This is a genomic window from Streptomyces polyasparticus (assembly GCF_014493765.1).
In the GTDB taxonomy this organism is placed as follows: Bacteria; Actinomycetota; Actinomycetes; order Streptomycetales; family Streptomycetaceae; genus Streptomyces; species Streptomyces polyasparticus.
The window spans coordinates 20,115-41,526 of the sequence record NZ_JACTVJ010000027.1 but is presented as its reverse complement, the minus strand read 5'-3'; the positions used below and the strand labels follow the sequence as shown (position 1 = coordinate 41,526).

General features: G+C 71.7%; 22 protein-coding genes and 1 riboswitch. Of the genes, 5 read left to right on the top strand and 17 right to left on the bottom strand.

Annotated elements, in window-relative coordinates; translation table 11 throughout:
* Positions 1 to 49: 49 nt before the first annotated feature.
* On the bottom strand, positions 50 to 904 hold the full coding sequence (locus H9Y04_RS38835; RefSeq protein ID WP_187818993.1) for a helix-turn-helix domain-containing protein: 855 nt from the start codon (positions 902 to 904) through the stop codon (positions 50 to 52).
* A gap of 113 nt (positions 905 to 1,017) precedes the next feature.
* Here H9Y04_RS38835 and H9Y04_RS38830 point away from each other — a divergent pair, with 113 nt between their 5' ends.
* Positions 1,018 to 1,410 carry a nuclear transport factor 2 family protein gene (locus H9Y04_RS38830; RefSeq protein WP_236072000.1) on the top strand — a complete coding sequence of 131 codons (393 nt, stop codon included), beginning with the start codon at positions 1,018 to 1,020 and terminating at the stop codon, positions 1,408 to 1,410.
* 8 nt (positions 1,411 to 1,418) lie between these two features.
* Here the strand turns inward: H9Y04_RS38830 and H9Y04_RS38825 are convergent, their stop codons facing one another.
* Entirely contained in the window at positions 1,419 to 2,783 is a 1,365-nt protein-coding gene (locus tag H9Y04_RS38825) for a C39 family peptidase (RefSeq protein ID WP_187818933.1), read from the bottom strand.
* Positions 2,784 to 2,952: 169 nt separating this feature from the next.
* Here H9Y04_RS38825 and H9Y04_RS38820 point away from each other — a divergent pair, with 169 nt between their 5' ends.
* Together H9Y04_RS38820 and H9Y04_RS38815 are read left to right on the top strand one after the other, a co-directional pair.
* A complete protein-coding gene (locus H9Y04_RS38820) occupies positions 2,953 to 3,567 on the top strand; it encodes a uridine kinase family protein (RefSeq protein WP_187818932.1) in 615 nt (204 codons plus the stop codon).
* Positions 3,568 to 4,062: 495 nt separating this feature from the next.
* Positions 4,063 to 5,940, top strand: a complete 1,878-nt coding sequence (locus H9Y04_RS38815; RefSeq protein WP_187818931.1) for an AAA family ATPase — start codon at positions 4,063 to 4,065, stop codon at positions 5,938 to 5,940.
* A gap of 21 nt (positions 5,941 to 5,961) precedes the next feature.
* Here the strand turns inward: H9Y04_RS38815 and H9Y04_RS38810 are convergent, their stop codons facing one another.
* The 10 genes from H9Y04_RS38810 to ribD form a co-directional block, all read right to left on the bottom strand.
* Positions 5,962 to 7,053: a hemolysin family protein gene (locus H9Y04_RS38810; protein WP_187818930.1), complete on the bottom strand. Its 1,092-nt coding sequence runs from the start codon at positions 7,051 to 7,053 to the stop codon at positions 5,962 to 5,964.
* Positions 7,050 to 8,378 (bottom strand): hemolysin family protein, encoded by a 1,329-nt coding sequence (locus H9Y04_RS38805; protein ID WP_187818929.1) that lies wholly within the window; start codon positions 8,376 to 8,378, stop codon positions 7,050 to 7,052. The genes H9Y04_RS38810 and H9Y04_RS38805 overlap by 4 nt, the downstream gene beginning before the upstream one ends.
* Before the next feature lie 231 nt (positions 8,379 to 8,609).
* Positions 8,610 to 9,059 (bottom strand): PH domain-containing protein, encoded by a 450-nt coding sequence (locus H9Y04_RS38800; RefSeq protein ID WP_187818928.1) that lies wholly within the window; start codon positions 9,057 to 9,059, stop codon positions 8,610 to 8,612.
* 3 nt (positions 9,060 to 9,062) lie between these two features.
* Entirely contained in the window at positions 9,063 to 9,911 is an 849-nt protein-coding gene (gene hisG / locus H9Y04_RS38795) for an ATP phosphoribosyltransferase (protein WP_187818927.1), read from the bottom strand.
* Between the two features lie 59 nt (positions 9,912 to 9,970).
* On the bottom strand, positions 9,971 to 10,243 hold the full coding sequence (locus tag H9Y04_RS38790) for a phosphoribosyl-ATP diphosphatase (protein WP_187818926.1): 273 nt from the start codon (positions 10,241 to 10,243) through the stop codon (positions 9,971 to 9,973).
* A gap of 35 nt (positions 10,244 to 10,278) precedes the next feature.
* Entirely contained in the window at positions 10,279 to 10,764 is a 486-nt protein-coding gene (gene ribH, locus H9Y04_RS38785; RefSeq protein WP_187818925.1) for a 6,7-dimethyl-8-ribityllumazine synthase, read from the bottom strand.
* 62 nt (positions 10,765 to 10,826) lie between these two features.
* Positions 10,827 to 12,083: a bifunctional 3,4-dihydroxy-2-butanone-4-phosphate synthase/GTP cyclohydrolase II gene (locus H9Y04_RS38780; protein ID WP_187818924.1), complete on the bottom strand. Its 1,257-nt coding sequence runs from the start codon at positions 12,081 to 12,083 to the stop codon at positions 10,827 to 10,829.
* Positions 12,080 to 12,721 (bottom strand): nicotinamide mononucleotide transporter family protein, encoded by a 642-nt coding sequence (locus H9Y04_RS38775; protein ID WP_187818992.1) that lies wholly within the window; start codon positions 12,719 to 12,721, stop codon positions 12,080 to 12,082. Before H9Y04_RS38775 ends, H9Y04_RS38780 begins: the two co-directional genes overlap by 4 nt.
* A gap of 2 nt (positions 12,722 to 12,723) precedes the next feature.
* Positions 12,724 to 13,365 (bottom strand): riboflavin synthase, encoded by a 642-nt coding sequence (locus H9Y04_RS38770; protein ID WP_187818923.1) that lies wholly within the window; start codon positions 13,363 to 13,365, stop codon positions 12,724 to 12,726.
* Between the two features lies 1 nt (position 13,366).
* Positions 13,367 to 14,470, bottom strand: a complete 1,104-nt coding sequence (gene ribD, locus H9Y04_RS38765) for a bifunctional diaminohydroxyphosphoribosylaminopyrimidine deaminase/5-amino-6-(5-phosphoribosylamino)uracil reductase RibD (RefSeq protein WP_187818922.1) — start codon at positions 14,468 to 14,470, stop codon at positions 13,367 to 13,369.
* Positions 14,471 to 14,610: 140 nt separating this feature from the next.
* A riboswitch (FMN riboswitch) is annotated at positions 14,611 to 14,741 on the bottom strand.
* A gap of 206 nt (positions 14,742 to 14,947) precedes the next feature.
* On the opposite strand from ribD, the gene H9Y04_RS38760 reads away from it, so the two are divergent.
* Positions 14,948 to 15,763 carry an SDR family oxidoreductase gene (locus tag H9Y04_RS38760; RefSeq protein ID WP_187818921.1) on the top strand — a complete coding sequence of 272 codons (816 nt, stop codon included), beginning with the start codon at positions 14,948 to 14,950 and terminating at the stop codon, positions 15,761 to 15,763.
* Here H9Y04_RS38760 and H9Y04_RS38755 read toward each other — a convergent pair.
* Complete coding sequence (locus H9Y04_RS38755) at positions 15,733 to 16,908, bottom strand: ROK family transcriptional regulator (protein ID WP_187818920.1); 1,176 nt, start codon at positions 16,906 to 16,908, stop codon at positions 15,733 to 15,735. The two genes, H9Y04_RS38760 and H9Y04_RS38755, sit on opposite strands and share 31 nt — an antisense overlap.
* Positions 16,909 to 17,026: 118 nt before the next feature.
* Between H9Y04_RS38755 and H9Y04_RS38750 the strand changes: the two genes are divergently transcribed.
* The gene (locus tag H9Y04_RS38750) at positions 17,027 to 18,238 is read left to right on the top strand and encodes an MFS transporter (protein ID WP_187818919.1); all 1,212 of its coding nucleotides are present in this window, start codon (positions 17,027 to 17,029) and stop codon (positions 18,236 to 18,238) included.
* 50 nt (positions 18,239 to 18,288) lie between these two features.
* Here the strand turns inward: H9Y04_RS38750 and H9Y04_RS38745 are convergent, their stop codons facing one another.
* Genes H9Y04_RS38745 through H9Y04_RS38730 form a run of 4 tightly spaced genes read right to left on the bottom strand, consistent with a single transcriptional unit; the run spans position 18,289 to position 21,396 of the window.
* On the bottom strand, positions 18,289 to 19,074 hold the full coding sequence (locus H9Y04_RS38745; RefSeq protein WP_187818918.1) for an endo alpha-1,4 polygalactosaminidase: 786 nt from the start codon (positions 19,072 to 19,074) through the stop codon (positions 18,289 to 18,291).
* Positions 19,071 to 19,730: a spherulation-specific family 4 protein gene (locus tag H9Y04_RS38740; RefSeq protein ID WP_187818991.1), complete on the bottom strand. Its 660-nt coding sequence runs from the start codon at positions 19,728 to 19,730 to the stop codon at positions 19,071 to 19,073. The genes H9Y04_RS38745 and H9Y04_RS38740 overlap by 4 nt, the downstream gene beginning before the upstream one ends.
* Positions 19,731 to 19,777: 47 nt before the next feature.
* The gene (locus H9Y04_RS38735; RefSeq protein WP_187818917.1) at positions 19,778 to 20,680 is read right to left on the bottom strand and encodes an NAD-dependent epimerase/dehydratase family protein; all 903 of its coding nucleotides are present in this window, start codon (positions 20,678 to 20,680) and stop codon (positions 19,778 to 19,780) included.
* Between the two features lie 2 nt (positions 20,681 to 20,682).
* A complete protein-coding gene (locus tag H9Y04_RS38730) occupies positions 20,683 to 21,396 on the bottom strand; it encodes a nucleotidyltransferase family protein (RefSeq protein WP_187818916.1) in 714 nt (237 codons plus the stop codon).
* Positions 21,397 to 21,412 lie beyond the last annotated feature (16 nt).

Here is a 21,412-nt window from a genome sequence, read left to right as displayed (position 1 = left end):
GACTACGTCAAAGGTGACATCGCGGGGCGTTCAGGGGTAGAGACGGAGGTCACGTGTGGGGCACTCCACTCGGCCCCTGCCCCTCGGCCGTCCCGGCTCCCCCTGCTCCGCGCCCTTCGAAGTACGCGGCGCTGCGCGCGTCCGCCGGGTAGTAGGACTCGATGGCGAGCTCGTCCAAGGTGATGTCCGTCGGGGTGCCGAAGGTGGTGATGGTCGAGAACAGCCGCAGCTCCTGCCCGTCCAGGCGCAGGATCATCGGGATCACGACACCGGAGGCGGCTCTCGGTCCTTGTGTCCGGTCCTGACCCTCGGGCTCTTGCGCGCCGACCCCTTCCGCGCCGGGCGCCAGCAACTCCTCGTACAGCGCCGTGAGTTCCGCGTCGGGAGCGAGGGCGAGCTGCCGTCCGACGCGGGTGCGGAAGACCGTCCGCACATCGGCCAGGTTGACGACCAGCGGGGCGAATCCGCGGGGGTCGAGGCCGAGGCGCACCAGGTTCATCGGCGGGCGCAGCAGGTCGGGGTGCACGTCCGCGAGGAACGGCTCGACCGCGCGGTTGAACAGCACGATGTTCCAGCGGCGGTCGAAGGCCACGGCCGGATACGGCTCGTGGGCGCGCAGCACCCGCCGGACCGCGTCCCGTGCGGCCGCAAGGGCCTCGTCGTCGAGCGGCCGCTCCGTGTAGCGGGGTGCGAAGCCGCCGGCGAGCAGCAGGCCGTTGCGCTCGCGCAAGGGAACGTCGAGGTGCCGGGCGAGGCGGAGGATCATGTCGGCGCTCGGCCGGGACTTGCCCGTCTCGACCAGGCTGACATGGCGGGCGGAGACATCGGCCGCGAGGGCGAGATCCAGCTGGCTGAGCCCGCGGCGATGGCGCCACTGCCTCAGCAGTTCCCCCGCCGTACGCATGGTCGTCAGCTCCCCCGCCGTACTCATGGTCGTCGAGCCTACTCAGGCCGGCGCCGGGCGCCATGAAATCCCATGTCATCGACAGCCGGTACGGCGGCGGAAAGACTCGGTCCATGACCACAACCACGGATCACAAGGAACTCGTCCAGCGCGCGCTGGCCGATCTGCTCGGGCCGGGTGGTGTCGACGCCGTCGCTCCCCTGCTGAGCGAGGACTTCCTCCACCACCGGCCCGACGCGACCACCTCGACGAAGAAGGAGTGGCTCGCCTCCGTCGAGGCGGCACTCGTCCCGCTCGCCGGCATGCGGGTCGAGGTGCTCCACCTGCTGGCCGACGGCGGTCACGTCGTGGTGCACTCCCGCCGCACGCACCCCTCGGGCGTGGAGATCACGGTGGTGGATCTCCTGCGGATCGAGGACGGCCTGATCACCGAGGTGTGGGAGATCATCGAGCCCGCCGCCGAGGCGGCCGCCCACCTGGAGTGGTGGCAGCCCGCCGGACGCTGACGCCCGGCTCAGCGCACCCCGACCGCGGCGAGCGCGCTCAGCTGCTCCGCCGTCGGGCGGGCCGGGAAGTACAGGTAGCAGACGCCGCCCGTGCCCGAGACGACCTTGCCGGTGGAGTTGTAGCGCTTGGTGCGCAGCCAGATGTTCTCCCACTCGCGCCGCTGGTAGACCCGGCGCACGGCCTCGTTGCTCGGGGACGCCGGATCGTTGGCGATCACGTCGCCGTCCGCGGTGAAGCCGATCACGGTCATCAGATGGCCGGCCGTACCGTAGCCCGCGCCCGTGAGCTCCTCCTTGAGGAAGGACTGGGACGTTATGGCCGGGATACCGGCCGCGATCAGGCGCTCCAGGTCCGTCAGGGAGCCGAGCCGGGTGACGACGCCCTGCAAGTCCTTGTACGTGGCCGCATAGGCGGCGTTGAAGGGCCAGTTGCCGCAGCCGTTGTACTGGTAGTCGAAGGTATGGCGGGCCGCGTGGCAGACCTGCGGATCGGCGAACTCGGGGTTGACCCAGGCCAGGTCCTCGGGGGTCGGACCGCGGCCCCAGTACTCGATGATCATCGTCGAGGAGGTGGGGCTGCACCAGGCCTCGCCGCCGTTGTCGTACTCGGGGTACTGGCCGATGTGGGTGTTCTGCGAGTAGCGCGGCACGGGCAGCTCGCGCGCGAGGCCGGGCTTCGACGCGGGCACCTCGAAGCGGTCGGGGACGTCGGAGCCCATCGCGCCGGCCCGCCAGACGGTCGGCGTGCGGCGGCTGCCCGGCTTGCGCAGCAGGGTCAGGCGCAGCTGGTACGAGGTGAGGCGCAGACCGGTCGCGGGATCGTCGACGGAGAAGGTGTCGGTCCAGATCGAGCTCTTGCCGTCGCTCTGGTCGTCGACGGAGGTGCGCCGGATGTCGGCGTCGCCTGCGGCCCAGCGGCCCATCACGTACCAGGGGGTGCGCGTGCCGTCGGAGTACGTTCCCCGGAGTTCGATCTCCAGCCAGGTACCGGCGGGGGTGTCGGCGTTCCAGGAGGCGATGACCTCGGTGGCCGGCACCGACAGGGTGTGCACGGGGCTGGTCCAGGTCGCGTACTCCCAGTTGGCGACCGTCCCGGTGTGCGGGTCGGTGTAGGCGCGCAGTCCGGCGGGCGTCGCGATCGCGAGGCCCGGGCGGGTGCCGGGCACGGCGCGGGTGCCCTGCGCGGTGCCGCTGCGCCAGTGCCCGTACGTCCTCCAGAAGTGGTTGTCCACGAGGCGATCCTGCACGGGGCGCTCCGCGTCGGGTGCGGCGGGTGGGGCGGCCGAAGCCGGTGAGACGGCGCCCGCGGCGGCGACGGCCACGGCTGCGGCGAGGACGGTTCTGCGGGAGGTCCGGTGCGGGGAGGAGGTCATGGGGGCTCCTGGTCCAGAACGGCACGAACGGCGGTGCCACTATGGCCGCTCGCCGACCGCTTCTGCCAGGGTTTCGGCCCGCGGCGCGCCCACCAATATTGGCCTGGACCACTGGCGTGACCTGCGACAGCTTCGGCGCGCCGGCGTGATCACCGTACGCTTGGGCCCGATGAACGACTCCCCTCGCCCCTCAGGCCCGCTCGCCTCGCTCACGCCTCTCGCGGCCGAGCTGCGGGCGCTCGCGCCCTCGTGCGGACCGGTCCGGCTGATCGGGATCGACGGGCACGCGGGCTCCGGGAAGTCGACCTTCACGCGCCGTCTGGCCGCCGAGCTCGGCGGCGCTCCGGTCATCGGCCTGGACGACATCCGCAGCCACGCGGAGCTCTTCGACTGGACCGGCCGCTTCCGGCGCGAGGTCCTCGAACCGCTCGCCGCGGGCCGCGGCGCCCGTCCCGCCGTGTACGACTGGAACGCACGCCGCTTCCACCCCGGTCCGGTCGTCGAGCCGGCCCCCGTCGTCCTGATCGAGGGCGTGGGCGCGGGGCGGCGGGACCTGCGGCCGTGGCTGGCGCACCTGTTGTGGATGGAGTTGCCCCCGGGGCAGTCCTGGCGGCGCGGGCGCGAGCGCGACGGTCTGGTGCAGCAGGACTTCTGGGAGCAGTGGGAGCCGGCCGAGGAACGGCACTTCGCCGAGGACCCGTCCCGGCCGTTCGCGGACGCCCTGGTGCGGCAGATCCCCGAGGGGTACGAGGTGCTGCCGGGGCCCGAGTTGGGCGCAGCCTGACCCTGTTCCGTCACGGAACGTGACGGCGTGGCGGCGATGCGCTCCACGACCCGAAATCGGGCACTGAGAGTGCCCCAACTCGGCTTGACCGAGGGGTCGTACAGGACTTACGTTCTCAATGTGCGACCGCGAGCCGGTCGCCCGCAGACGCGAAGCCCCCGATTGTTCCCCCGTGATCGGGGGCTTCGTTCTGCCCTTTGTCCCTTTCGCGTGTGCACCGCGCCTTCAACTAATCACCCAGGGTGACCAGTTCGCGCCCCGCCCGTGCTCCCCCGTACCTGCCTCTGTGCCTCCGCCTTTGCGCCCTCCGACTCGCGCGGCACCCTACGGCCGACGGCCAAGGCGCAGGTACGATGCCTCTCGGTGCGATCGCCGGGCCTTTCCCGATGATCGCCACCACGTCAACTCCCGGTATCAGAACGGCGGTTCGGCGAAGGCCGCCGACGGGCAGACGCCCGGCGGCGCACCAACGGGGGCAGTTTTGTGGGGGACGTGATGGACTTCGGCACGCAGGGCGCATCGGCTCCGGCCGACCTCGCCTGGCTGCGAGGCGTCGACGCCTACACCATGGGCGCGTATCCGCAGGCCGAGGAGGAGTTCAGAACGGCGGTGCGGATCGACCCCGGGATGGCCGACGGCTGGCTGGGGCTGCATGCGCTGCGGGTGGACACCACGACCGCGTTATTGCGGATGTACCGCCACCGCGACCGCTTCGGCGAACAGCGCGCGCGTCACCGCCGCACCCTCAACTCCTGGTACTGGCTGGGCTGGTGGGTGCAGCCGGTGCTCGAAAGCCCCCGCGATCTGCTGCTCGCCCACGCCTCGCACTGGCTCGACGGACGCCATGTGCCCGATCTCGACCGCGCGCTCGCGGGGCTGCCGCCGGTGGACGCCGACGCCCAGGTCCGTTTTCTGCACGCGTGCCGCTCGTATCTGGTGAAGGACTGGGAGCAGCTGGTCCGCCACACCGATCCGCTGATCGACGACCATGCGCTGGGCATCGAGGCCGGTCTGTTCGGCGGGATGGCCCGGGTGCGGCTGGAGATGTACGGGCAGGCCGAGCCGCTGCTCGCGGCGGCCCTGATGCGCTGCCGCAGCGAGCAGCCGCAGCGCAAGGAACTGCGGTACTGGCTGGCGCGGGCCCATGAGGGCACCGGGCGCAGCGCGGCGGCGCTCCCCCTGTACCGGGCGGTGCACCGGGTCGACCCGGCGTTCATGGACACCTCCGCCCGCCTCGCGGCGATAGCCGACTACGACGGGATCGACGGCGCCGACGACAGCGGCGAGTTCGGCTCCGTCACGCTGGCCGGGGTGGACGCGAGCGACTATGCGGACGGCTACGACACCGCGTACGGCACCGAGGGCGGGGATCTGAAGGTCGGTACGGACACCGATCCCCCCGGGGGCGGTCAGCCGCCGGAGGCCGATGCCGTACGGGAGAAGGCGCTCATTCCCGCGCAGTCGGGCCCCCCGACCCTGCCGACGGGCCCCGCCGATCCGGCGCTGCTCCAGGAGGCGCTGGCCGAGCTGGAGCGGATGGTCGGCCTGGAACCCGTGAAGCGCCAGGTCAAGGCGCTCTCCGCGCAGCTGCGGATGGCCCGGATTCGGGCCGACAAGGGGCTGCCCGTCCAGCCGCCGAAGCGGCACTTCGTGTTCTCGGGTCCTTCGGGCACGGGCAAGACCACGGTCGCCCGCATTCTCGGGCGGGTCTTCTACGCGCTCGGGCTGCTCGGCGGCGACCATCTGGTGGAGGCCCAACGGGCCGATCTGGTCGGGGAGTTCCTCGGACAGACCGCGGTCAAGGCCAACGAGCTGATCGACTCCGCGCTCGGCGGTGTGCTCTTCGTCGACGAGGCGTACGCGCTGTCCAACTCGGGCTACAGCAAGGGCGATGCGTACGGGGACGAAGCGCTGCAGGTGCTGCTCAAGCGGGCCGAGGACAACCGGGACCATCTGGTGGTGATCCTCGCCGGCTACCCCGAGGGCATGGACCGGCTGCTCGCGGCCAACCCCGGGCTCTCGTCGCGTTTCACGACGCGCGTGGACTTTCCCTCGTACCGGCCGCTGGAGCTCACCGCGATCGGTGAGGTGCTCGCGGCGGAGAACGGGGACAAGTGGGATGCCGAGTCGCGGGACGAGCTGCGCTCGATCAGCGGGCATGTGGTCGATCAGGGGTGGATCGACGAGCTGGGGAACGGGCGCTTTCTTCGCACGCTGTACGAGAAGAGCTGTGCGTACCGGGATCTGCGGCTCTCGGGGTATCCGGGCGAGCCGGGGGTGGAGGATCTGGCGACGTTGCGGCTGCCGGATCTTATGCAGGCGTATGGCGAGGTGTTGTCGGGGCGGGGGCCGGGGGATCCGCCGGGGGTATGAGCCCCGGCGGACCACGTACGGTCAGCCGGCCATGGCGTTCTCCTCGTCGGCCACCGGAAGCCGGACCACGGGCGCCGGACGAGGCACCGCTCGGTGCGCCGGGTCGCGGACCTCGCCCACCAGGAGTTCGAGGACGTCCTCCAGGGCGACCAGGCCGAGGACACGGCCCGAGGGGTCGGCGACCTTGGCGAGGTGGGCCGCGGCGCGCTGCATCACCGTGAGGGCGTCGTCCAGGGGGAGTTCCGCTCGCAGGGTCGCCATCGGGCGCCAGATCTCCTGGGGCACCGCACGTTCCGTGTCCTCCAGGTCGAGGACGTCCTTGACGTGGAGGTAGCCCATGAAAGCGCCGCCGTCCGCGCAGACCGGGAAGCGCGAGTAGCCCGTACGGACGGTCAGTTCCTCGATCCGGCGCGGGGTGACCCCGGTCGCGACCGTGACCAGCTGCGACGGGTCGAGCAGGACGTCCGTGACCGGGCGGGTGCCCAACTCCAGGGCGTCGCCGAGGATTTCCTGCTCCTCGGGGTCCAGGAGGCCCGCCTGTCCCGCGTCCTCGACGAGGCGGCCCAGCTGGGCGCTGGTGAAGACGGCCTCGACCTCGTCCTTGGGCTCGACTCCGAAGAGCTTCAGGACCGCACGGGCGCACGCGCCGAACGCGGCCGTGACCGGCCGGCACAGGCGGGCGAAGGCGACGAGGGCGGGGCTCAGCCACAGCGCGGTCTTCTCGGGTGCGGCCATCGCCAGGTTCTTCGGCAGCATCTCGCCGATCACCAGGTGCAGGAAGACGACCGCAGCCAGCGCGATGACATAGCCGAGCGGGTGGATCAGACCGTCCGGGACGTGCAGCCAGTGGAAGACGGGCTCCAGGAGGTGCGCCACCGTCGGCTCGGCGACCGCGCCGAGCGTCAGCGAGCAGATGGTGATGCCGAACTGTGCGGCCGCCATCATCTGCGGCAGATGCTCCAGGCCGTACAGGACACGGCGGGCGCGCGCCGAATCCTTCGCGTACGGCTCGATCTGGCTGCGGCGTACGGAGACGAGCGCGAACTCGGCGCCGACGAAGAAGCCGTTGCCGAGGACCAGGAGGAGGGCGAAGAGGAGTTGCAGCGCGCTCATCGGGCCGCCTCCAGGGGGCGGGATGCGGTCCGTACGAGGCGGACGCGTTCGGCCCGGTTGTGGCCGACCTGGCGTACCGAGAGCCGCCAGCCCGGGAGTTCGGCCCGGTCGCCGGGTGCGGGAATCCGGCCGAGCAGGTCGGCGACGAGGCCGGCGACCGTCTCGTAGGGACCCTCGGGGACCTGGAGTCCTATGCGCTGCAGGATGTCGACGCGGCAGCTGCCGTCGGCGTCCCAGGCGGGCCTGCCGTCCTCGGCGGGAACGGCGGCGAGTTCGGGCGAGACCGCCTTGTCGTGCTCGTCGCGTACCTCGCCGACGAGTTCCTCGACGATGTCCTCCAGGGTCACGACGCCGGCGGTGCCGCCGTACTCGTCGACCACCACGGCGATCGGCTGCTCGCGCCGCAGCTGCTGCAGCAACTGCTGTACGGGCAGGGTCTCGGGGACGAGCAGGGGCGGGCGGGCGATCCGGCCCACCGGGGTGCGGCCGCGTTCCTGGGCCCGTACGGCGAGGGCGTCCTTGAGGTGCGCCATGCCGATGATCTCGTCGATCTTGTCGCGGTAGACGGGGAAGCGCGAAAGCCCGGTCGCACGCGTCAGGTTGACGACGTCGGCGGCGGTCGCGGAGGACTGCAGCGCATTGACCTTCACGCGCGGGGTCATCACATGCTGCGCGGTCAGCTCGCCGAGCGACAGGGTGCGCACGAACAGGTCGGCGGTGTCGGCTTCGAGCGCTCCGGCCTGTGCGGAGTGCTGGGCGAGGGACATCAGCTCGTCGGGGGTGCGGGCCGAGGCCAGCTCGTCGGCGGGTTCGACGCCGAAGGCCCGTACGAGACGGTTGGCGGCGGCGTTGAGTGTGGCGATCACCGGGCGGAACAGACGGGCGAAGGCGCCCTGGGGTCCGGCCACGAAGCGGGCCACCTGGAGCGGGCGGGACACGGCCCAGTTCTTGGGCACGAGCTCCCCGATCACCATCTGCACGGCGGAGGCGAGCAGCATGCCGACGACGACGGAGACTCCGGAGACGGCGCCGCGCGGTATCCCGATCGCGGTGAAGGGGCCGGACAGCAGATGCGCGAGCGCGGGCTCGGCCAGCATGCCGACCACGAGGGAGGTGATGGTGATGCCCAGTTGGGTGCCGGAGAGCTGGAAGGACAGCTCACGCAGGGCGGCGACGACCCGGCGGGCCTTGCGGTCGCCGGCTGCGGCGGCGCGCTCGGCGTCCGGGCGTTCCACGGTGACCAGGCCGAACTCGGCGGCCACGAAGAATCCGTTGGCGAGGATGAGGAGGAAGGCTGCGGCGAGCAGAAGCAGAGAGATGATCATGCCGCCCCGCTATGTCGGGAAGGGGCGGCGCAGGTACTACCGGACGATCCGTCCATCGGCGGAGAGGGTCACTCCTTGGTTCGCAGGGGTCCCGGGGTTCGGCCTCGGTCGGGTCCGGCCTTGGTGGGACGGGCGCGCACTACGCCTCTGCCAACAGATTAATCACGACGACGGGCACTGCGGCAGTGCTCCCCCGCCGGTTGTCGCCCGGCGGGGGGGCGCGTTCGAGCGTCAGGCCGACTCGGGGCCCGTGCCGTGCGCCTCGGCCAGCGCACGCAGCGCACCCGCGTCACGGATCGCCTGCTGCTTGCCGATGCCGGGCTGGATGCCCAGGGCCGGAAGGCTGGTGCCGTCGCTCAGGTTGAGGAACACCCAGGGGTCGCCGGCGCGCAGGTTCACCTGGAGGATCTCCGCCCAGGCGAGGCGGCGCCGACGCGTCAGGTTGACCACCGTGACGCCGGTTTCGTCGGCGACGACCTTGGGCCGCGAGAGCAGCACCAGGACGGCGAAGAGCACCGCGCCCGTGAAGATGAAGGAGATGCGCTCACCGGGGCCCAACTTCTCCAGCATCAGCGCGATCGCCGTGATCACGGCGAACATCGCGACACCGATGGTCAGCAGGACCGCACGGGTGCGGGTGGGCCGGAACGTGACCGGCAGCGAAGGCAGTTGCTGAGTCATCGGTCAGAGACGGCAGGCGTGAATGGCGGTCGTGAGGATGGCGCGGGCGCCGAGCGCGTACAGATCGTCCATGATCCGCTGGGCTTCCTTGGCCAGGACCATGGCGCGGACGGCGACCCAGCCCTCGCTGTGCAGCGGCGAGATGGTCGGGCCTTCGAGGCCGGGCGTCAGGGCCACGGCGGCGTCGAGGTGCTCCGCGCGGCAGTCGTAATCCATCATCACGTACGTACGGGCGACCAGGACGCCCTGCAGGCGGCGCAGGAACTGCTGCACCTTCGCGTCCTCGGTGTCCGCGCCCGTGCGGCGGATGACCACGGCCTCGGACCTCATGATCGGGTCGCCGAAGACCTCCAGGCCCGCGTTGCGCAGCGAGGTGCCGGTCTCGACCACGTCGGCGATGGCGTCGGCGACGCCCAGCTCGATGGCCGTCTCGACGGCGCCGTCCAGGTGGACGACCGAGGCGTCGACGCCCTGCTCGGCGAGGTACTTGGCCACGATGCCCTCGTACGAGGTGGCGATCGTCCTGCCCGCGAGGTCCGCGAGGTTCTTGACGGCGCCCGGCTTGGCGGCGAAGCGGAAGGTGGAGCGGGCGAAGCCGAGGGGCAGGATCGACTCGGCATGGGCGCCGGAGTCGATCAGGAGGTCCTCGCCGGTGATGCCGATGTCGAGCTTGCCCGCGGACACGTAGATCGCGATGTCCTTGGGGCGCAGGTAGAAGAACTCCACCTCGTTGTCGGGGTCGACGAGGACGAGCTCCTTGGACTCCTTGCGCTGCTGGTAGCCGGCCTCATGGAGCATCGCCGACGCAGGTCCGGACAGTGAACCCTTGTTGGGGACGGCGATGCGCAGCATGAGGTCGGCTTCCTTAGCTCTAGGGACAGCTGTTGATACGGGAGGTGGGGGTGTGGCGCTCAGAGATGGGCGTACACGTCGTCGAGGGTGACGCCGGTCGCGACCATCATCACCTGGACGTGGTAGAGCAGCTGCGAGATCTCCTCGGCGGCTGCTTCCTTGCCCTCGTACTCGGCGGCCATCCAGACCTCGGCGGCCTCTTCGACGACCTTCTTGCCGATGGCATGCACACCCTTGTCCACCAGTTCGGCGGTACGGGAGGTGGCGGGGTCGCCGTTGGCGGCCTTGTGCTGGAGCTCGACGAAGAGCTCCTCGAACGTCTTCTTGGACATGATGGCTCTTACTCTACGCGGCCTCGCGCCCCGTCCTAACGCCAGGGTTCCGAGACGGTACGCAGCGTGGTCGCCGTGGCCACGGCCGCGGTGACGGCCTCGTGGCCCTTGTCCTCGGTGGAGCCTTCGATTCCGGCGCGGTCGAGCGCCTGCTCCTCGGTGTCGCAGGTCAGCACGCCGAAACCGATCGGGACACCGGTGTCGACGGAGACCTGGGTGAGCCCGTTGGTGACGCCCTGGCAGACGTACTCGAAGTGCGGGGTGCCGCCGCGGATGACGACGCCGAGCGCCACGATCGCGTCGTAGCCGCGGCCCGCGAGGACTTTGGCGACGACGGGCAGCTCGAAGCTGCCGGGGACGCGCAGCAGGGTCGGCTCGTCGATGCCGAGCTCGTGCAGGGCGCGCAGAGCGCCGTCGACGAGGCCGTCCATGACCTTCTCGTGCCACTGTGCCGCGATCACCGCGACCCGCAGGTCGCCGCAGTTCTTCACGCTGAGTTCGGGTGCGCCCTTGCCGCTCACGTGCTCTTCTCCTCGTATCGACGGGTCGGTGTGGGTGGATCGGTGGGTGTTGCTCGGGGGTCCTACTGCGCGTCGAGCCAGGGCAGGTCGTGCCCCATGCGGTCGCGCTTGGTCCGCAGATAGCGCAGGTTGTGCTCGCCGGCCGGCAGCGCCACGACCTCGCGGCCGCTGATCTCGATGCCGTGGCGGGTGAGCGCGTCGGACTTCTCCGGGTTGTTGGTCATCAGGCGGACGCTGCGGACGCCGAGGTCGGCGAGGATCTGCGCGCCGGCGCCGTAGTCCCGGGCATCGGCGGGCAGGCCGAGTTCCAGGTTGGCGTCGAGGGTGTCGCGGCCGCGCTCCTGGAGCTCGTACGCGCGCAGCTTGGACAGCAGCCCGATGCCGCGGCCCTCGTGGCCGCGCAGGTAGACGATGACGCCCCTGCCGGCGGCCTGGATCCGGTCCATGGCGGCCTCCAGCTGGGGGCCGCAGTCGCAGCGCAGGGAGTGGAAGACGTCGCCGGTGAGGCATTCGGAGTGGATACGGACCAGGACGTCCTGGCCGTCGCCGATCTCGCCGTGCACCAGGGCGACATGCTCGACGCCGTCGACGGTGGAGCGGTAGCCGTACGCGGTGAACTCGCCGTGCTGCGTGGGCAGCTGGACCTCGGCCTCGCGGCGCACGGTCGGCTCGGAGCTCCTGCGGTACGCGACCAGGTCCTCGATGGAGATGATCGTCAGGCCGTGCTTGCGCGCGAACGGGACCAGCTCGGGCAGGCGCAGCATCGTGCCGTCCTCGCCGGCGATCTCGACGATGGCACCGGCCGGGCGCAGGCCCGCGAGCCGGGCCAGGTCGACCGCGGCCTCGGTGTGGCCGTTGCGCACGAGGACACCGCCCTCGCGGGCGCGCAGCGGAAAGATGTGGCCGGGGCGGACGAAATCTTCAGGCCCGGTGGTGCCGCTCGCCAGGAGCCGCAGCGTGGTGGCGCGGTCCCAGGCGGAGATGCCGGTGGTGACGCCGTGCGCGCCGGAGGCATCGACGGAGACGGTGAAGGCGGTCTTCATCGACTCGGTGTTGTCGGCGACCATCTGCGGCAGCTGCAGCCGGTCCAGCTCGTCGCCCTCCATGGGGGCGCAGATCAGGCCGCGGCACTCACTCATCATGAACGCGATGATCTCGGGCGTGGCCTTCTCGGCGGCGATGACGAGGTCGCCCTCGTTCTCGCGGTCCTCGTCGTCCACGACCACGACCGGGCGGCCGGCCGCGATGTCGGCGATGGCCTGCTCGACCGGGTCGAGGGTGAGGTCTTCGTCCACGGGCCAGACAGTTGCGGTGCTCATGCCGGGGCTCCTTCCAGGGCCGGGGCGGTGGCGCGCGAGCGCAGCCACCAGTCGCGCATGCCCCACAGGACGAGCGCGCCGTAGATGACGTAGACGAATCCGGAGAAGGCGTAGCCGTTGGCGAAGTTCAGCGGGACGCCCACGAGGTCGACGAGCAGCCAGGCGAACCAGAACTCGACCATGCCGCGCGCCTGGGCGTACATCGCGACGATGGTGCCGACGAAGATGTAGGCGTCGGGCCAGGGGTCCCAGGACAGGCTCGGGTACGCCTTGAAGAGCAGCGCGACGGCGACGGTGCCTGCGGCTGCGGCCGCGAGCATCAGGCCGCGCTCCTTCCAGGTCGCGAAGCGCACGGCTATCGAGCCGTCCTGCGCTTCCTTCCTGCCTCGGGTCCAGGCGATCCAGCCCATGACCGCCACGGCCATGACCACGACCTGCTTGCCCGCGCTGCCGGTGAGGTGTCCGGCGAAGGCGCCGAAGAGGATCAGGCCGGCGGCGAACTGCACGGGCCAGGTCCACACCGAACGCTTCCAGCCGAGCGCGAGCGCCGCGAGGCCGAAGGTGTTGCCGATCATGTCGGACCAGAGGATGTGCTGGCCGAAGGCCGTGAAGGCCTCGGAGTTCAGCGAGTCGAGCATGCTCACTTGGAGTCCCCCGTGGTGTTCAGGTCGGTGGTGGCGCCGCCGTCGGTGGCGCGGTCGCCGAGCAGGCGCTCGACGTACTTGGCGATGACGTCGACCTCGAGGTTCACCACGTCGCCGGCCTGCTTGATGCCGAGCGTGGTGAGCGCGAGGGTCGTCGGGATCAGGCTGATCGTGAAGTGGTCGGCGGCGGCCTCGACCACGGTCAGGCTCACGCCGTCGACGGTGATGGAGCCCTTCTCGACCACGTAGCGCGAGAGCCCGGCCGGGAGGGCGATCTTGACGATCTCCCAGTTCTCGGACGGGGTGCGGTCCAGGATCGTGCCGGTGCCGTCGACGTGGCCCTGCACGATGTGGCCGCCGAGCCGGGCGCCGACGGCGGTCGGGCGCTCCAGGTTCACGCGGGAGCCCGCGGCGAGCGCGCCGAGGCTGGAGCGCTTGAGGGTCTCCTCCATGACATCGGCCGTGAACCAGTCGTCGCCGTACTCGACGACGGTCAGGCAGACACCGTTGACCGCGATGGAGTCGCCGTGACCCGCGCCCTCGGTGACGACCTTGCCGCGTACGCGGAACCGGCAGGAGTCGCCGAGCTGCTCGACGGCGGTGATCTCACCCAGTTCTTCGACGATTCCGGTGAACATCTCAGGACTCCTTCAGGGACGGCACGGCGGTGATGCGGAGGTCGGGGCCGATCGTCACGGTCTCGGTCACGTCGAGCCGCAACGCGTCGGTGATGGTGGTGATTCCTGCGTCGGCGAGCGCGGCAGGACCGGCGCCGAGCAGGACGGGAGCGAGGTAGCCGATCACGCGGTCCACGGCTCCGGCCGCGAGGAAGGCGCCGGCCAGGGTGGGGCCGCCTTCGAGCAGGACCGAGCGGACACCGCGGGCGTGCAGGGCGTCGAGCAGCGCCGGGATGTCCAACCCCCGTGCGGCGCGCGGGAGTCGGAGGACCTCGGGCAGGTAGGTGGTGGCGTCCTCGGCGACCGCGATCAGCGTCGGTGCCGCGTCGTCCAGGATGCGCGCGCCCGGCTCGACCGCGGCCGCCTCGGTGTCGACGACGACGCGCAGCGGCTGTACGGCTCCTTCGATGCCGCGTACGGCCAGGTGCGGGTCGTCGGCGCGCATCGTGCCGGAGCCGACCACGACGGCGTCGCACTCGGCGCGCAGGCGGTGGACGTCGGCGCGGGACTCGGCGGAGGAGATCCAGCGGCTGCTGCCGTCGGCGGCGGCGATCCGGCCGTCGAGCGTGGCGGCGTACTTCCAAGTGACGTACGGGCGGCCGGTCTTGACGGCGGTGAGCCAGGCGATGTTGCCGACGCGCGCCTCGTCCTCCAGCAGTCCGGCCTCGACATCGATTCCGGCGGTACGGAGGGTCTGCGCGCCGCCCGTCGCAGTGGGGTTGGGGTCGCTCACCGCGTAGACCACCCGGGCGATTCCGGCCTCGATCAGCGCCTGGGCGCAGGGGCCGGTGCGTCCGGTGTGGTTGCAGGGTTCGAGGGTGACGAGCGCGGTGCCGCCGCGGGCCTGGTCGCCGGCCGCCCGGAGTGCGTGGACTTCGGCGTGCGGGCCGCCTGCCTGCTGGTGGTAGCCCTCGCCGACGACCGTGCCGTGGGCGTCGAGGACGACGCAGCCGACGACCGGGTTGGGGCTGGTGGAACCGAGTCCGCGCGCGGCGAGCGCGACAGCGCGACGCATGGCGTCTGCTTCTGCTGCTGCGGTGGGGGCCACCGGGTCCTCCTGCCTCATAGGGCACGGACTCCGGGGCCTGTCGATGACGACAGAGATCACGGGCAGAAGCACTTCGCAGAACGCCGGACGGCGACGGCCTTCGCGCTGCGGCAAAGGTCCGACTGTCGGCGGCGTACACGAAAAGACGTGCCTGCCCGCCGCGCACTGCCTCCCATCCGGACTTTCACCGTCGGTCCAGGAATTTCACCTGGTCAACCGGTCACTGGAGGTGACCGGGTCGCGGACTGTAACCGCCGGTTCGGAATTACACCGACCCCGGAGTGCGCTGCTGCTGGTACACAGCCAGTGTGCCACGCCTGATCGTCGGCCATACGGGCGATCGCCTGTGGGCTGGCTCACAGGCGGTTTGCGTTTGCCTTGTGGATGCCCGGGCTTTGTCTTGTAGGTGCCCGGGCCAAGATGCGGCCCCTCTGCCAGGCTGAAAGGTCCTGCGGAAAGCTCAGAACCGGCGAGACCTCTGCGAAGGAGGGCGCGATGAGCACGATTCTGGTGACCGGCGCGACGGGCACCCTCGGCAAACCCCTCGTACAGCTGCTGCGAGATGCCGGGCACGACGTACGGGCCATGAGCAGGCGCTCCGACTGGTGGGCCGCGGATCTGCTGACCGGTGCGGGCCTGGGACAGGCCACGGCCGGCGCGGATGTGGTGGTGCACTGCGCGACGGCGCCGAAGAAGGGCGCCGACGTGGAGGCGGCACGGCGCCTGATCGCCGCCTGCAAGAAGGCCGGCGTACGGCATTTCGTCTACATCTCGATCGTCGGCGTGGATGCCGTGCCGCTCGGCTACTACCGCTCCAAGCTCGAGGTGGAGCGGCTGGTCGAGGACTCGGGGATCGGCTGGACGACGCTGCGGGCCGCGCAGTTCCACGATCTCGTGGTCCAGATGCTTCAGGCGCTGGCGAAGCCGCCCGTGATGCTGATCCCGAAGGACGGGCGCACTCAGCCGGTCGCGGTGGAGGAAGTGGCCGCGCGGCTTGCGGAGTTGGCGCAGTCGGAGCCTCTCGGGCGGGTGGACGACATGGGCGGTCCCGAGGTGTTCACGCTGCGGGAGCTCGCCGAGAAGTATCTGGCCGCGACCGGCAGGCAGCGCCGGATCGTCGAGGTGCCGCTGGCCGGGAAGACGTATCAGGGCTTCGTGCTCGGCGGACATCTCGCGCCCGAACGGGCGGTCGGGAAGGGCACGTTCGACGAGTTCCTGGCCGAGTACGTCCGCAAGGGTCGGGACTCCGAGGGCAAGGCCCGGGGCTCGTGGGGCAAGCCTCAGGACTCCGAAGGGAAGAGCGCGTCCTGAGCCGCCTCCTGCGCGGCGAGCAGTGCGCCGCGCAGGACCGCGCCGCCGCCGAGCTCGCCCGCCCGCACCTGTGTGCGCAGCGGCGAGATGGCGGCGACGCGTTCCTCGACGCGGCGGGCGAGTTCAGGGCCGCCCGCGCAGCCGATCTCGCCGCCGAGGACCACACAGCCGGGGTCGAGCACCGCGGCGGTCGCGGCGACGGCCAGAGCGAGCCGGTCGGCGAGGGCGTCCAGGAAAGCGGTCGCGCCGGATTCGACCGCGGCCCGGACCACGCCCTCGCCCGCCGGTCCCGCACCGGGCTCGGCGGGCGCGGACAGCCCGTGTTCCGCGCCGAGTTCGACGATCGCCTGCGACGAGGCCAGCGCATGGAAGCCTCCCTCGCAGTCGACCGCCGACGGCAGTCCTGAGGTTCCGGGCACGGGCAGGAAGCCCAGTTCGCCCGCGCCGCCCGAGGCGCCGCGCCGCAGCCGTCCGTCGAGCAGCACCGCGGCGCCGACCCCGTGGCCGAGCCACAGGAGTACGAAGTCCTCGCGGTCGCGGGCCGCGCCGGCGCGGCGCTCGGCGACGGCGGCGAGGTTCGTCTCGTTCTCGACGAGCACGGTCGCGGGCAGTTCCTTGCGCAGGGCGGCCACCAGGCGGCGATGCCAGGCGGGCAGGCCGCCGGAGTCGCGGAGTTCCCCGGTCGACGGGTCGATCAGGCCCGGTGCGCCGATGCCGACGCTGTGCAGTGCGCGGGCGCCCGCGCTGCGCGCGGTCTCCTCGAGGAGCACCACCGCACGCTCGACGGCGATCTCCGTGCCGCCGGTCTCGTCGATCGGCAGCGACGCCTCGGCGAGGGTGGCCCCGAGCAGGTCGGAGACGACCACCGCGACGCCCATGGTGCGCACGTCGAGCGCCGCGAGATACGCGAGGTCCGCCGCGATCCCGTACACCTTCGCGTTGGGTCCGCGCCGTTCGGCGCCCGCCTCGCCGACCACGCCGATCAGGCCCGCGCCCTGCAGCCGTTCGACGAGATCCGCGACCGTCGGCCGGGACAGACCCGTCAGCTCCTTGAGCTGCGCGGCGGTGAGCGGGCCCCGCTCCTGGAGCAGTCGCAGCGCGAGCCGGTCGTTGATCGCTCGGGCGGTACGGGGGGAAGCGGGCATGGCGGGGATCCTTCCAGATCGCTGTCTGACCGGCGGAGCGAGATACCCACTATTTATCAGGCAGGGTTCCTGATAGTTTACGGCGGCAGTGCGGGAAACGTATGCCGGGAGGGGAAAAATGAGTGAAGTGACCTCGATACCAAGGGAGTTGATCCGGGCGAGGTATGCCGTGGCCGCCGTGTTCTGTGTGCACGGCGCGGTCACCGGCTCCTTCGCGACCCGTATCCCCTGGATCCAGGACCATGCCGGGCTCAGCGCGGGCCAGCTCGGCTTCGCACTCGCCTTCCCCGCGGTCGGCGCCTCCGTCGCGATGCCGCTCGCGGCCGCGATCAGCCACCGGTTCGGTGCGCGCGCCGCCCTGCGGGTGCTGCTCGCGCTGTGGACCCTGTCGCTCACCCTGCCGTCGCTCGCCCCCGGCCTGCTCACCTTGAGCCTGGCCCTCTTCGCGTACGGGGCCGCGGCCGGCATGTCCGACGTGGTGATGAACGCGATCGGCCTGGAGACCGAGAACCGGATGGGCCGCTCGATCATGTCCGGCCTGCACGGACTGTGGAGCGTGGGCGCCCTGCTCGGCTCGGCCGGCGGCACCTTCGCCGCGCACCTGGGCGCCGACGCCCGCATCCACCATCTGCTCGCCGCGGCCGTGCTCACGGTGCTCGGTCTGCTCGTCTGCCGCTATGTGCTCGACCCCGAGGTCTCACCCGAGGAGGAGGCTCCGCCGCGGTTCGCGCTGCCGCCCCGGTCCGCGCTGCTCATCGGCGCGGTGGGCTTCTGCGCGGTGTTCGCCGAGGGGGCGAGCCTGGACTGGTCCGCGGTCTACCTCAGGGACGAACTGGAGACATCGGCCGGTCTCGCCGCCGCGAGCACCACCGCCTTCGCGCTCACCATGGCCGTCGCGCGGATCGCCGGCGACAGGATCGTCGACCGTTTCGGCCCGGTGCCCACCGTGCGCGCCGGCGGTGTCCTGGCCACCGTGGGCGGCCTGTTGGTGGTCCTCGCCGGGCATCCGGCCGTCGCGATGACCGGTTTCGGTCTGATGGGCCTGGGAATCGCCGTGGTCGTGCCGCTGGCGTTCGCCGCCGCGGGACGCAGCGGGCCCAACCCGAGCCAGGCCATCGCGGGCGTCGCGACCATCACGTACACCTCGGGCCTGATCGCGCCTTCGGCGATCGGCGCCGTGGCCGACGCCACCTCCCTGATGGTGTCGTTCGCCCTGGTGACCACACTTGCCGTGGGCCTGATCGTGTTCGCCGGTGTACTCCGCTCGGCGGGCCGCGACAAGGTCGCGTCGAGTGACGCACCGCTGCCGGAGGCGGCTCCGCGGGTCTGACGGACGTGGTGGGTGGCGCCGCTCAGCAGGGTCGGCGCCATCCCCGGCGCTCAGCAGGGTCGGCGCCACACCCCGAGATCCAACCGCTTGGCCATCGAGCTGAAGCCGAGCGCGCGGGTCCGCGGGCAGAACTCGGCGGGCGGCACGGCGTATTCGACATGCAGCACGGCCTTGCCCGCGTCGATGAACGGTTTGAGCGCCGCGCACTCGCCGTACTGGAAGCACTCCTCGTTCACGGCGAAGTCGAACTCGTCGACCAGCTGCGGGACTTGGGGCAGGTCGTTCTTCAGGCCGACCGACATGCCGCGCTCATGGGCGAGCTCGGCGAGCATCCGGTTGTACGTGAGCTGGTGGCGCGCGGTGAGCGGGAATCCGGTGTCGTTGAGGTAGCCGTCCATCAGGTCGGGTTCCACCGCGTCGAAGCCCTTGGCGCGGCAGAGGTCGAAGCGCTCGGCCATGTGCGGCCGCAGAACGTCGATACGGCGGATGTCCAGCCAGCGTTCGCCGGGCCAGCCGTTGGAGCGTCCGAGCACGGCGGCCGGGAAGGCGCGGTGGTCGGGCCGGAAGGACTCCCAGGCGCCGGCGTTGATGTAGCAGATGACCTTGCGTCCGGCGCGGTGCAGCCGCCGCACGGTCGCGGCGTCGTTCTCGAAGCCGTCGATGTCGTACACCGGTACGTCCACGCCGAGGTCCACGCGTCCGTCGAGCTGCCACTGCCAGGCCGTGCCCTGCGCGGGGCGCCAGCGCTCACCCGGGCGCGGGTCAGGACCGGGATCCGGCGCCGCGCACGAGGTGAGCAGGACGAGCGCGCAAAGGAGCACCAGGAGACGGGTCATGATCCAGTCTCGGCCGCGGGTCCGCTCTCCGCGAGCGGCGGCGGCTGGGCCCACGGGTTGGCGCCGTGCCCGGTGACCGCGCAGGACACCGCGGCGCCGCGCAGCCGTGCCGTACGGAAGGCCACCCCGCACAGTCCGTCCGGCACTCCGTGCACGAGGTGGCAGAACCGCTCGGGCGGATAGGCGGCGGTCCACCGGGGCGGCGCCGGGGCCTGCCGGTAGGTGTCCCAGTCGCCCTCGAAGGTGACGAGGACGTCCGCCGCCCTGGTGTAGCCGGGCGCCGGGTGCACCCCGGGGTTGAGCACGACGGTCTCCAGGCCGCGGGCACGGGCCGTGCGCGCCAGACGCCGGTAGTGGCGCAGACAGGAGGCCTCGGCCGCGGCCTGGTCGAGGAAGCAGCCTTCGGCGCCGTACCAGTCGCGGTGGCGTTCCAGGTCGGCGATGACCTCCTTTCGTGGACGGCGCCCGTAGTCGGTGTCGGCGTAGCCGTACAGCCGCACCCCGGCGGCCCGCAGAGCGCGGGCCGCGGCGGCGAACGACGGGTCGGGGGCTTCGCCCGGCCCGTCGGCGACATTGAGGACCACGCCGTAGAGCCGGTCGGCGTGGAGTGCCAGGCGCTCCCAGGCGGTGGGGTCGACGGCCGGGTGCACGTACATCGGGACCAGCAGTCCCCCGGCCGCCGGCACCGGCGGTTCCTCGGTGGTCAACGCGCCACCGGGGTCCTGGCGGAGCTCAGCGACCGCCAGTGGTCGCCGACGGACTCCGCCAGGGTGCGTCGCGGCGCCCAGCCGAGCGCGGCCCGGGCCGCGCCGATGTCCGCACAGCTCCAGGAGACGGCGCCCGAGCGGGCCGAGCCGTCGCCGGTCTCCTCCAGCGGGCCCGTGTGCCCGGCCGCGTCGACGAGCCGGTGCGCCAACTCCCGTACGGGGGTGGCGCGTCCACTGCCGATGTTGAGGACCGAGGGCAGCGGTCCGGGCGCGCAGACGGCGAGCGCGACCGCGTCGGCCACGTCGCGTGCATCCACGAAGTCCCGGTACGCGGACAGATCACCGACGCGTACGGTGCCGTCGGGTCCGGCCCGCAGCAGCTCGGCGGCGAGCCGGCCGGGCAGCCCTGCGGTCGGCGCACCGGGACCGACCGGGTTGAACACCCGCAGCACCACGGCGTCCAGACCCGCCGCCGTGACGGCCACGGTGCCCGCCAACTTCGTTGCCCCGTAGGGGGTCTGCGGCCGGGTGGGCGCGTCCTCGGTGACGGGTGCGTGCGGCGCGGTCGGCCCGTACTCCCCCGCCGAGCCGAAGTGCACGAGCCGCGCGGCGGGGGCCGCTTCGTGCAGCGCCTCGCACAGGGCGGCGGGACCGCGCGCGTTGAGGTCCGTGAGCCGGACCGGGCTGCCGGCCACGAGGCCCGCGCAGTTGACCACCGCGTCGGGCGCGGCCGCGTGCAGCGCGTCGGTGAGACGCGCCGGGTCCGCGGTCAGGTCGAGCGGCACGTCGGCGTCGCGGGAGCGGCCGCCGACGAGCAGCCGTACGCCCGGCAGGGCGCGCAGCCGCGCGGCGGTGTGCCCGCCGAGGAAGCCCGCGGCGCCCAGGATCAGAATGCGCACGCTCACGCCCCCTTGAGGAGGACACCGCGGTGGGTGGTGAACTCCGCGTTGGCCCGGTCGTAGTCGTCGGGGCGTCCGATGTCCAGCCAGTAGCCGTCGAACTCGTAGGCGTGCGGCGGGGTATCACCGGCCAGCAGGTCGAGCACGAGCTCGTCGAAGCCGAGCGGCAGGCCCGGTGTGTAGCCGGCGAGCGTCCTGCGCGACAGGCCGTACACGCCCATGGAGACCCGGTAGTCGAGGCGCGGCTTCTCGGCGAACGAGACGATCCGGCCGGACTCGGTGGTCAGGACGCCGAAGTCGATGGCGACCTTGCGGGCGTAGGTGGCGACGGTGAGCGGCGCTGCGGAGTCGCAGTGGCGCTTGAGCACGTCGCCGAAGTCGAGGTCGGTGAGGATGTCCCCGTTCATGACGAGGAAGTGCTCGGGCAGCCGGTCCAGCATCGGCAGCAGCGGGCCCATCGTGCCCAGCGGGCTGTCCTCGGTCGCGTAGTCGATGCGCAGGCCCCACTGGCTGCCGTCGCCCACATACGCGCGGATGATGTGCCCGAGATGGCCGATGGCGACGGTGCAGCTGGTGAAGCCGGCGGCCGCGAGCTGGCGAAGGACGATCTCAAGGATCGCGTGCTGGTCGCCGATCGGGACGAGCGGCTTGGGCAGTGCGGTGGTGTACGGGCGCAGCCGGACACCCTTGCCCCCCGCGAGAATCACTGCGTGCATGGGTCTTCCCCCTGTC

Bases quoted from the DNA above. Each gene is read 5' to 3' on its own strand.
- H9Y04_RS38835 (WP_187818993.1), bottom strand. From the start codon at position 904: ATGCGTACGGCGGGGGAACTGCTGAGGCAGTGGCGCCATCGCCGCGGG.
- H9Y04_RS38830 (WP_236072000.1), top strand. From the start codon at position 1,018: ATGACCACAACCACGGATCACAAGGAACTCGTCCAGCGCGCGCTGGCC.
- H9Y04_RS38825 (WP_187818933.1), bottom strand. From the start codon at position 2,783: ATGACCTCCTCCCCGCACCGGACCTCCCGCAGAACCGTCCTCGCCGCA.
- H9Y04_RS38820 (WP_187818932.1), top strand. From the start codon at position 2,953: ATGAACGACTCCCCTCGCCCCTCAGGCCCGCTCGCCTCGCTCACGCCT.
- H9Y04_RS38815 (WP_187818931.1), top strand. From the start codon at position 4,063: ATGGACTTCGGCACGCAGGGCGCATCGGCTCCGGCCGACCTCGCCTGG.
- H9Y04_RS38810 (WP_187818930.1), bottom strand. From the start codon at position 7,053: ATGAGCGCGCTGCAACTCCTCTTCGCCCTCCTCCTGGTCCTCGGCAAC.
- H9Y04_RS38805 (WP_187818929.1), bottom strand. From the start codon at position 8,378: ATGATCATCTCTCTGCTTCTGCTCGCCGCAGCCTTCCTCCTCATCCTC.
- H9Y04_RS38800 (WP_187818928.1), bottom strand. From the start codon at position 9,059: ATGACTCAGCAACTGCCTTCGCTGCCGGTCACGTTCCGGCCCACCCGC.
- hisG (WP_187818927.1), bottom strand. From the start codon at position 9,911: ATGCTGCGCATCGCCGTCCCCAACAAGGGTTCACTGTCCGGACCTGCG.
- H9Y04_RS38790 (WP_187818926.1), bottom strand. From the start codon at position 10,243: ATGTCCAAGAAGACGTTCGAGGAGCTCTTCGTCGAGCTCCAGCACAAG.
- H9Y04_RS38780 (WP_187818924.1), bottom strand. From the start codon at position 12,083: ATGAGCACCGCAACTGTCTGGCCCGTGGACGAAGACCTCACCCTCGAC.
- H9Y04_RS38775 (WP_187818992.1), bottom strand. From the start codon at position 12,721: ATGCTCGACTCGCTGAACTCCGAGGCCTTCACGGCCTTCGGCCAGCAC.
- H9Y04_RS38770 (WP_187818923.1), bottom strand. From the start codon at position 13,365: ATGTTCACCGGAATCGTCGAAGAACTGGGTGAGATCACCGCCGTCGAG.
- ribD (WP_187818922.1), bottom strand. From the start codon at position 14,470: ATGAGGCAGGAGGACCCGGTGGCCCCCACCGCAGCAGCAGAAGCAGAC.
- H9Y04_RS38760 (WP_187818921.1), top strand. From the start codon at position 14,948: ATGAGCACGATTCTGGTGACCGGCGCGACGGGCACCCTCGGCAAACCC.
- H9Y04_RS38755 (WP_187818920.1), bottom strand. From the start codon at position 16,908: ATGCCCGCTTCCCCCCGTACCGCCCGAGCGATCAACGACCGGCTCGCG.
- H9Y04_RS38750 (WP_187818919.1), top strand. From the start codon at position 17,027: ATGAGTGAAGTGACCTCGATACCAAGGGAGTTGATCCGGGCGAGGTAT.
- H9Y04_RS38745 (WP_187818918.1), bottom strand. From the start codon at position 19,074: ATGACCCGTCTCCTGGTGCTCCTTTGCGCGCTCGTCCTGCTCACCTCG.
- H9Y04_RS38740 (WP_187818991.1), bottom strand. From the start codon at position 19,730: ATGTACGTGCACCCGGCCGTCGACCCCACCGCCTGGGAGCGCCTGGCA.
- H9Y04_RS38730 (WP_187818916.1), bottom strand. From the start codon at position 21,396: ATGCACGCAGTGATTCTCGCGGGGGGCAAGGGTGTCCGGCTGCGCCCG.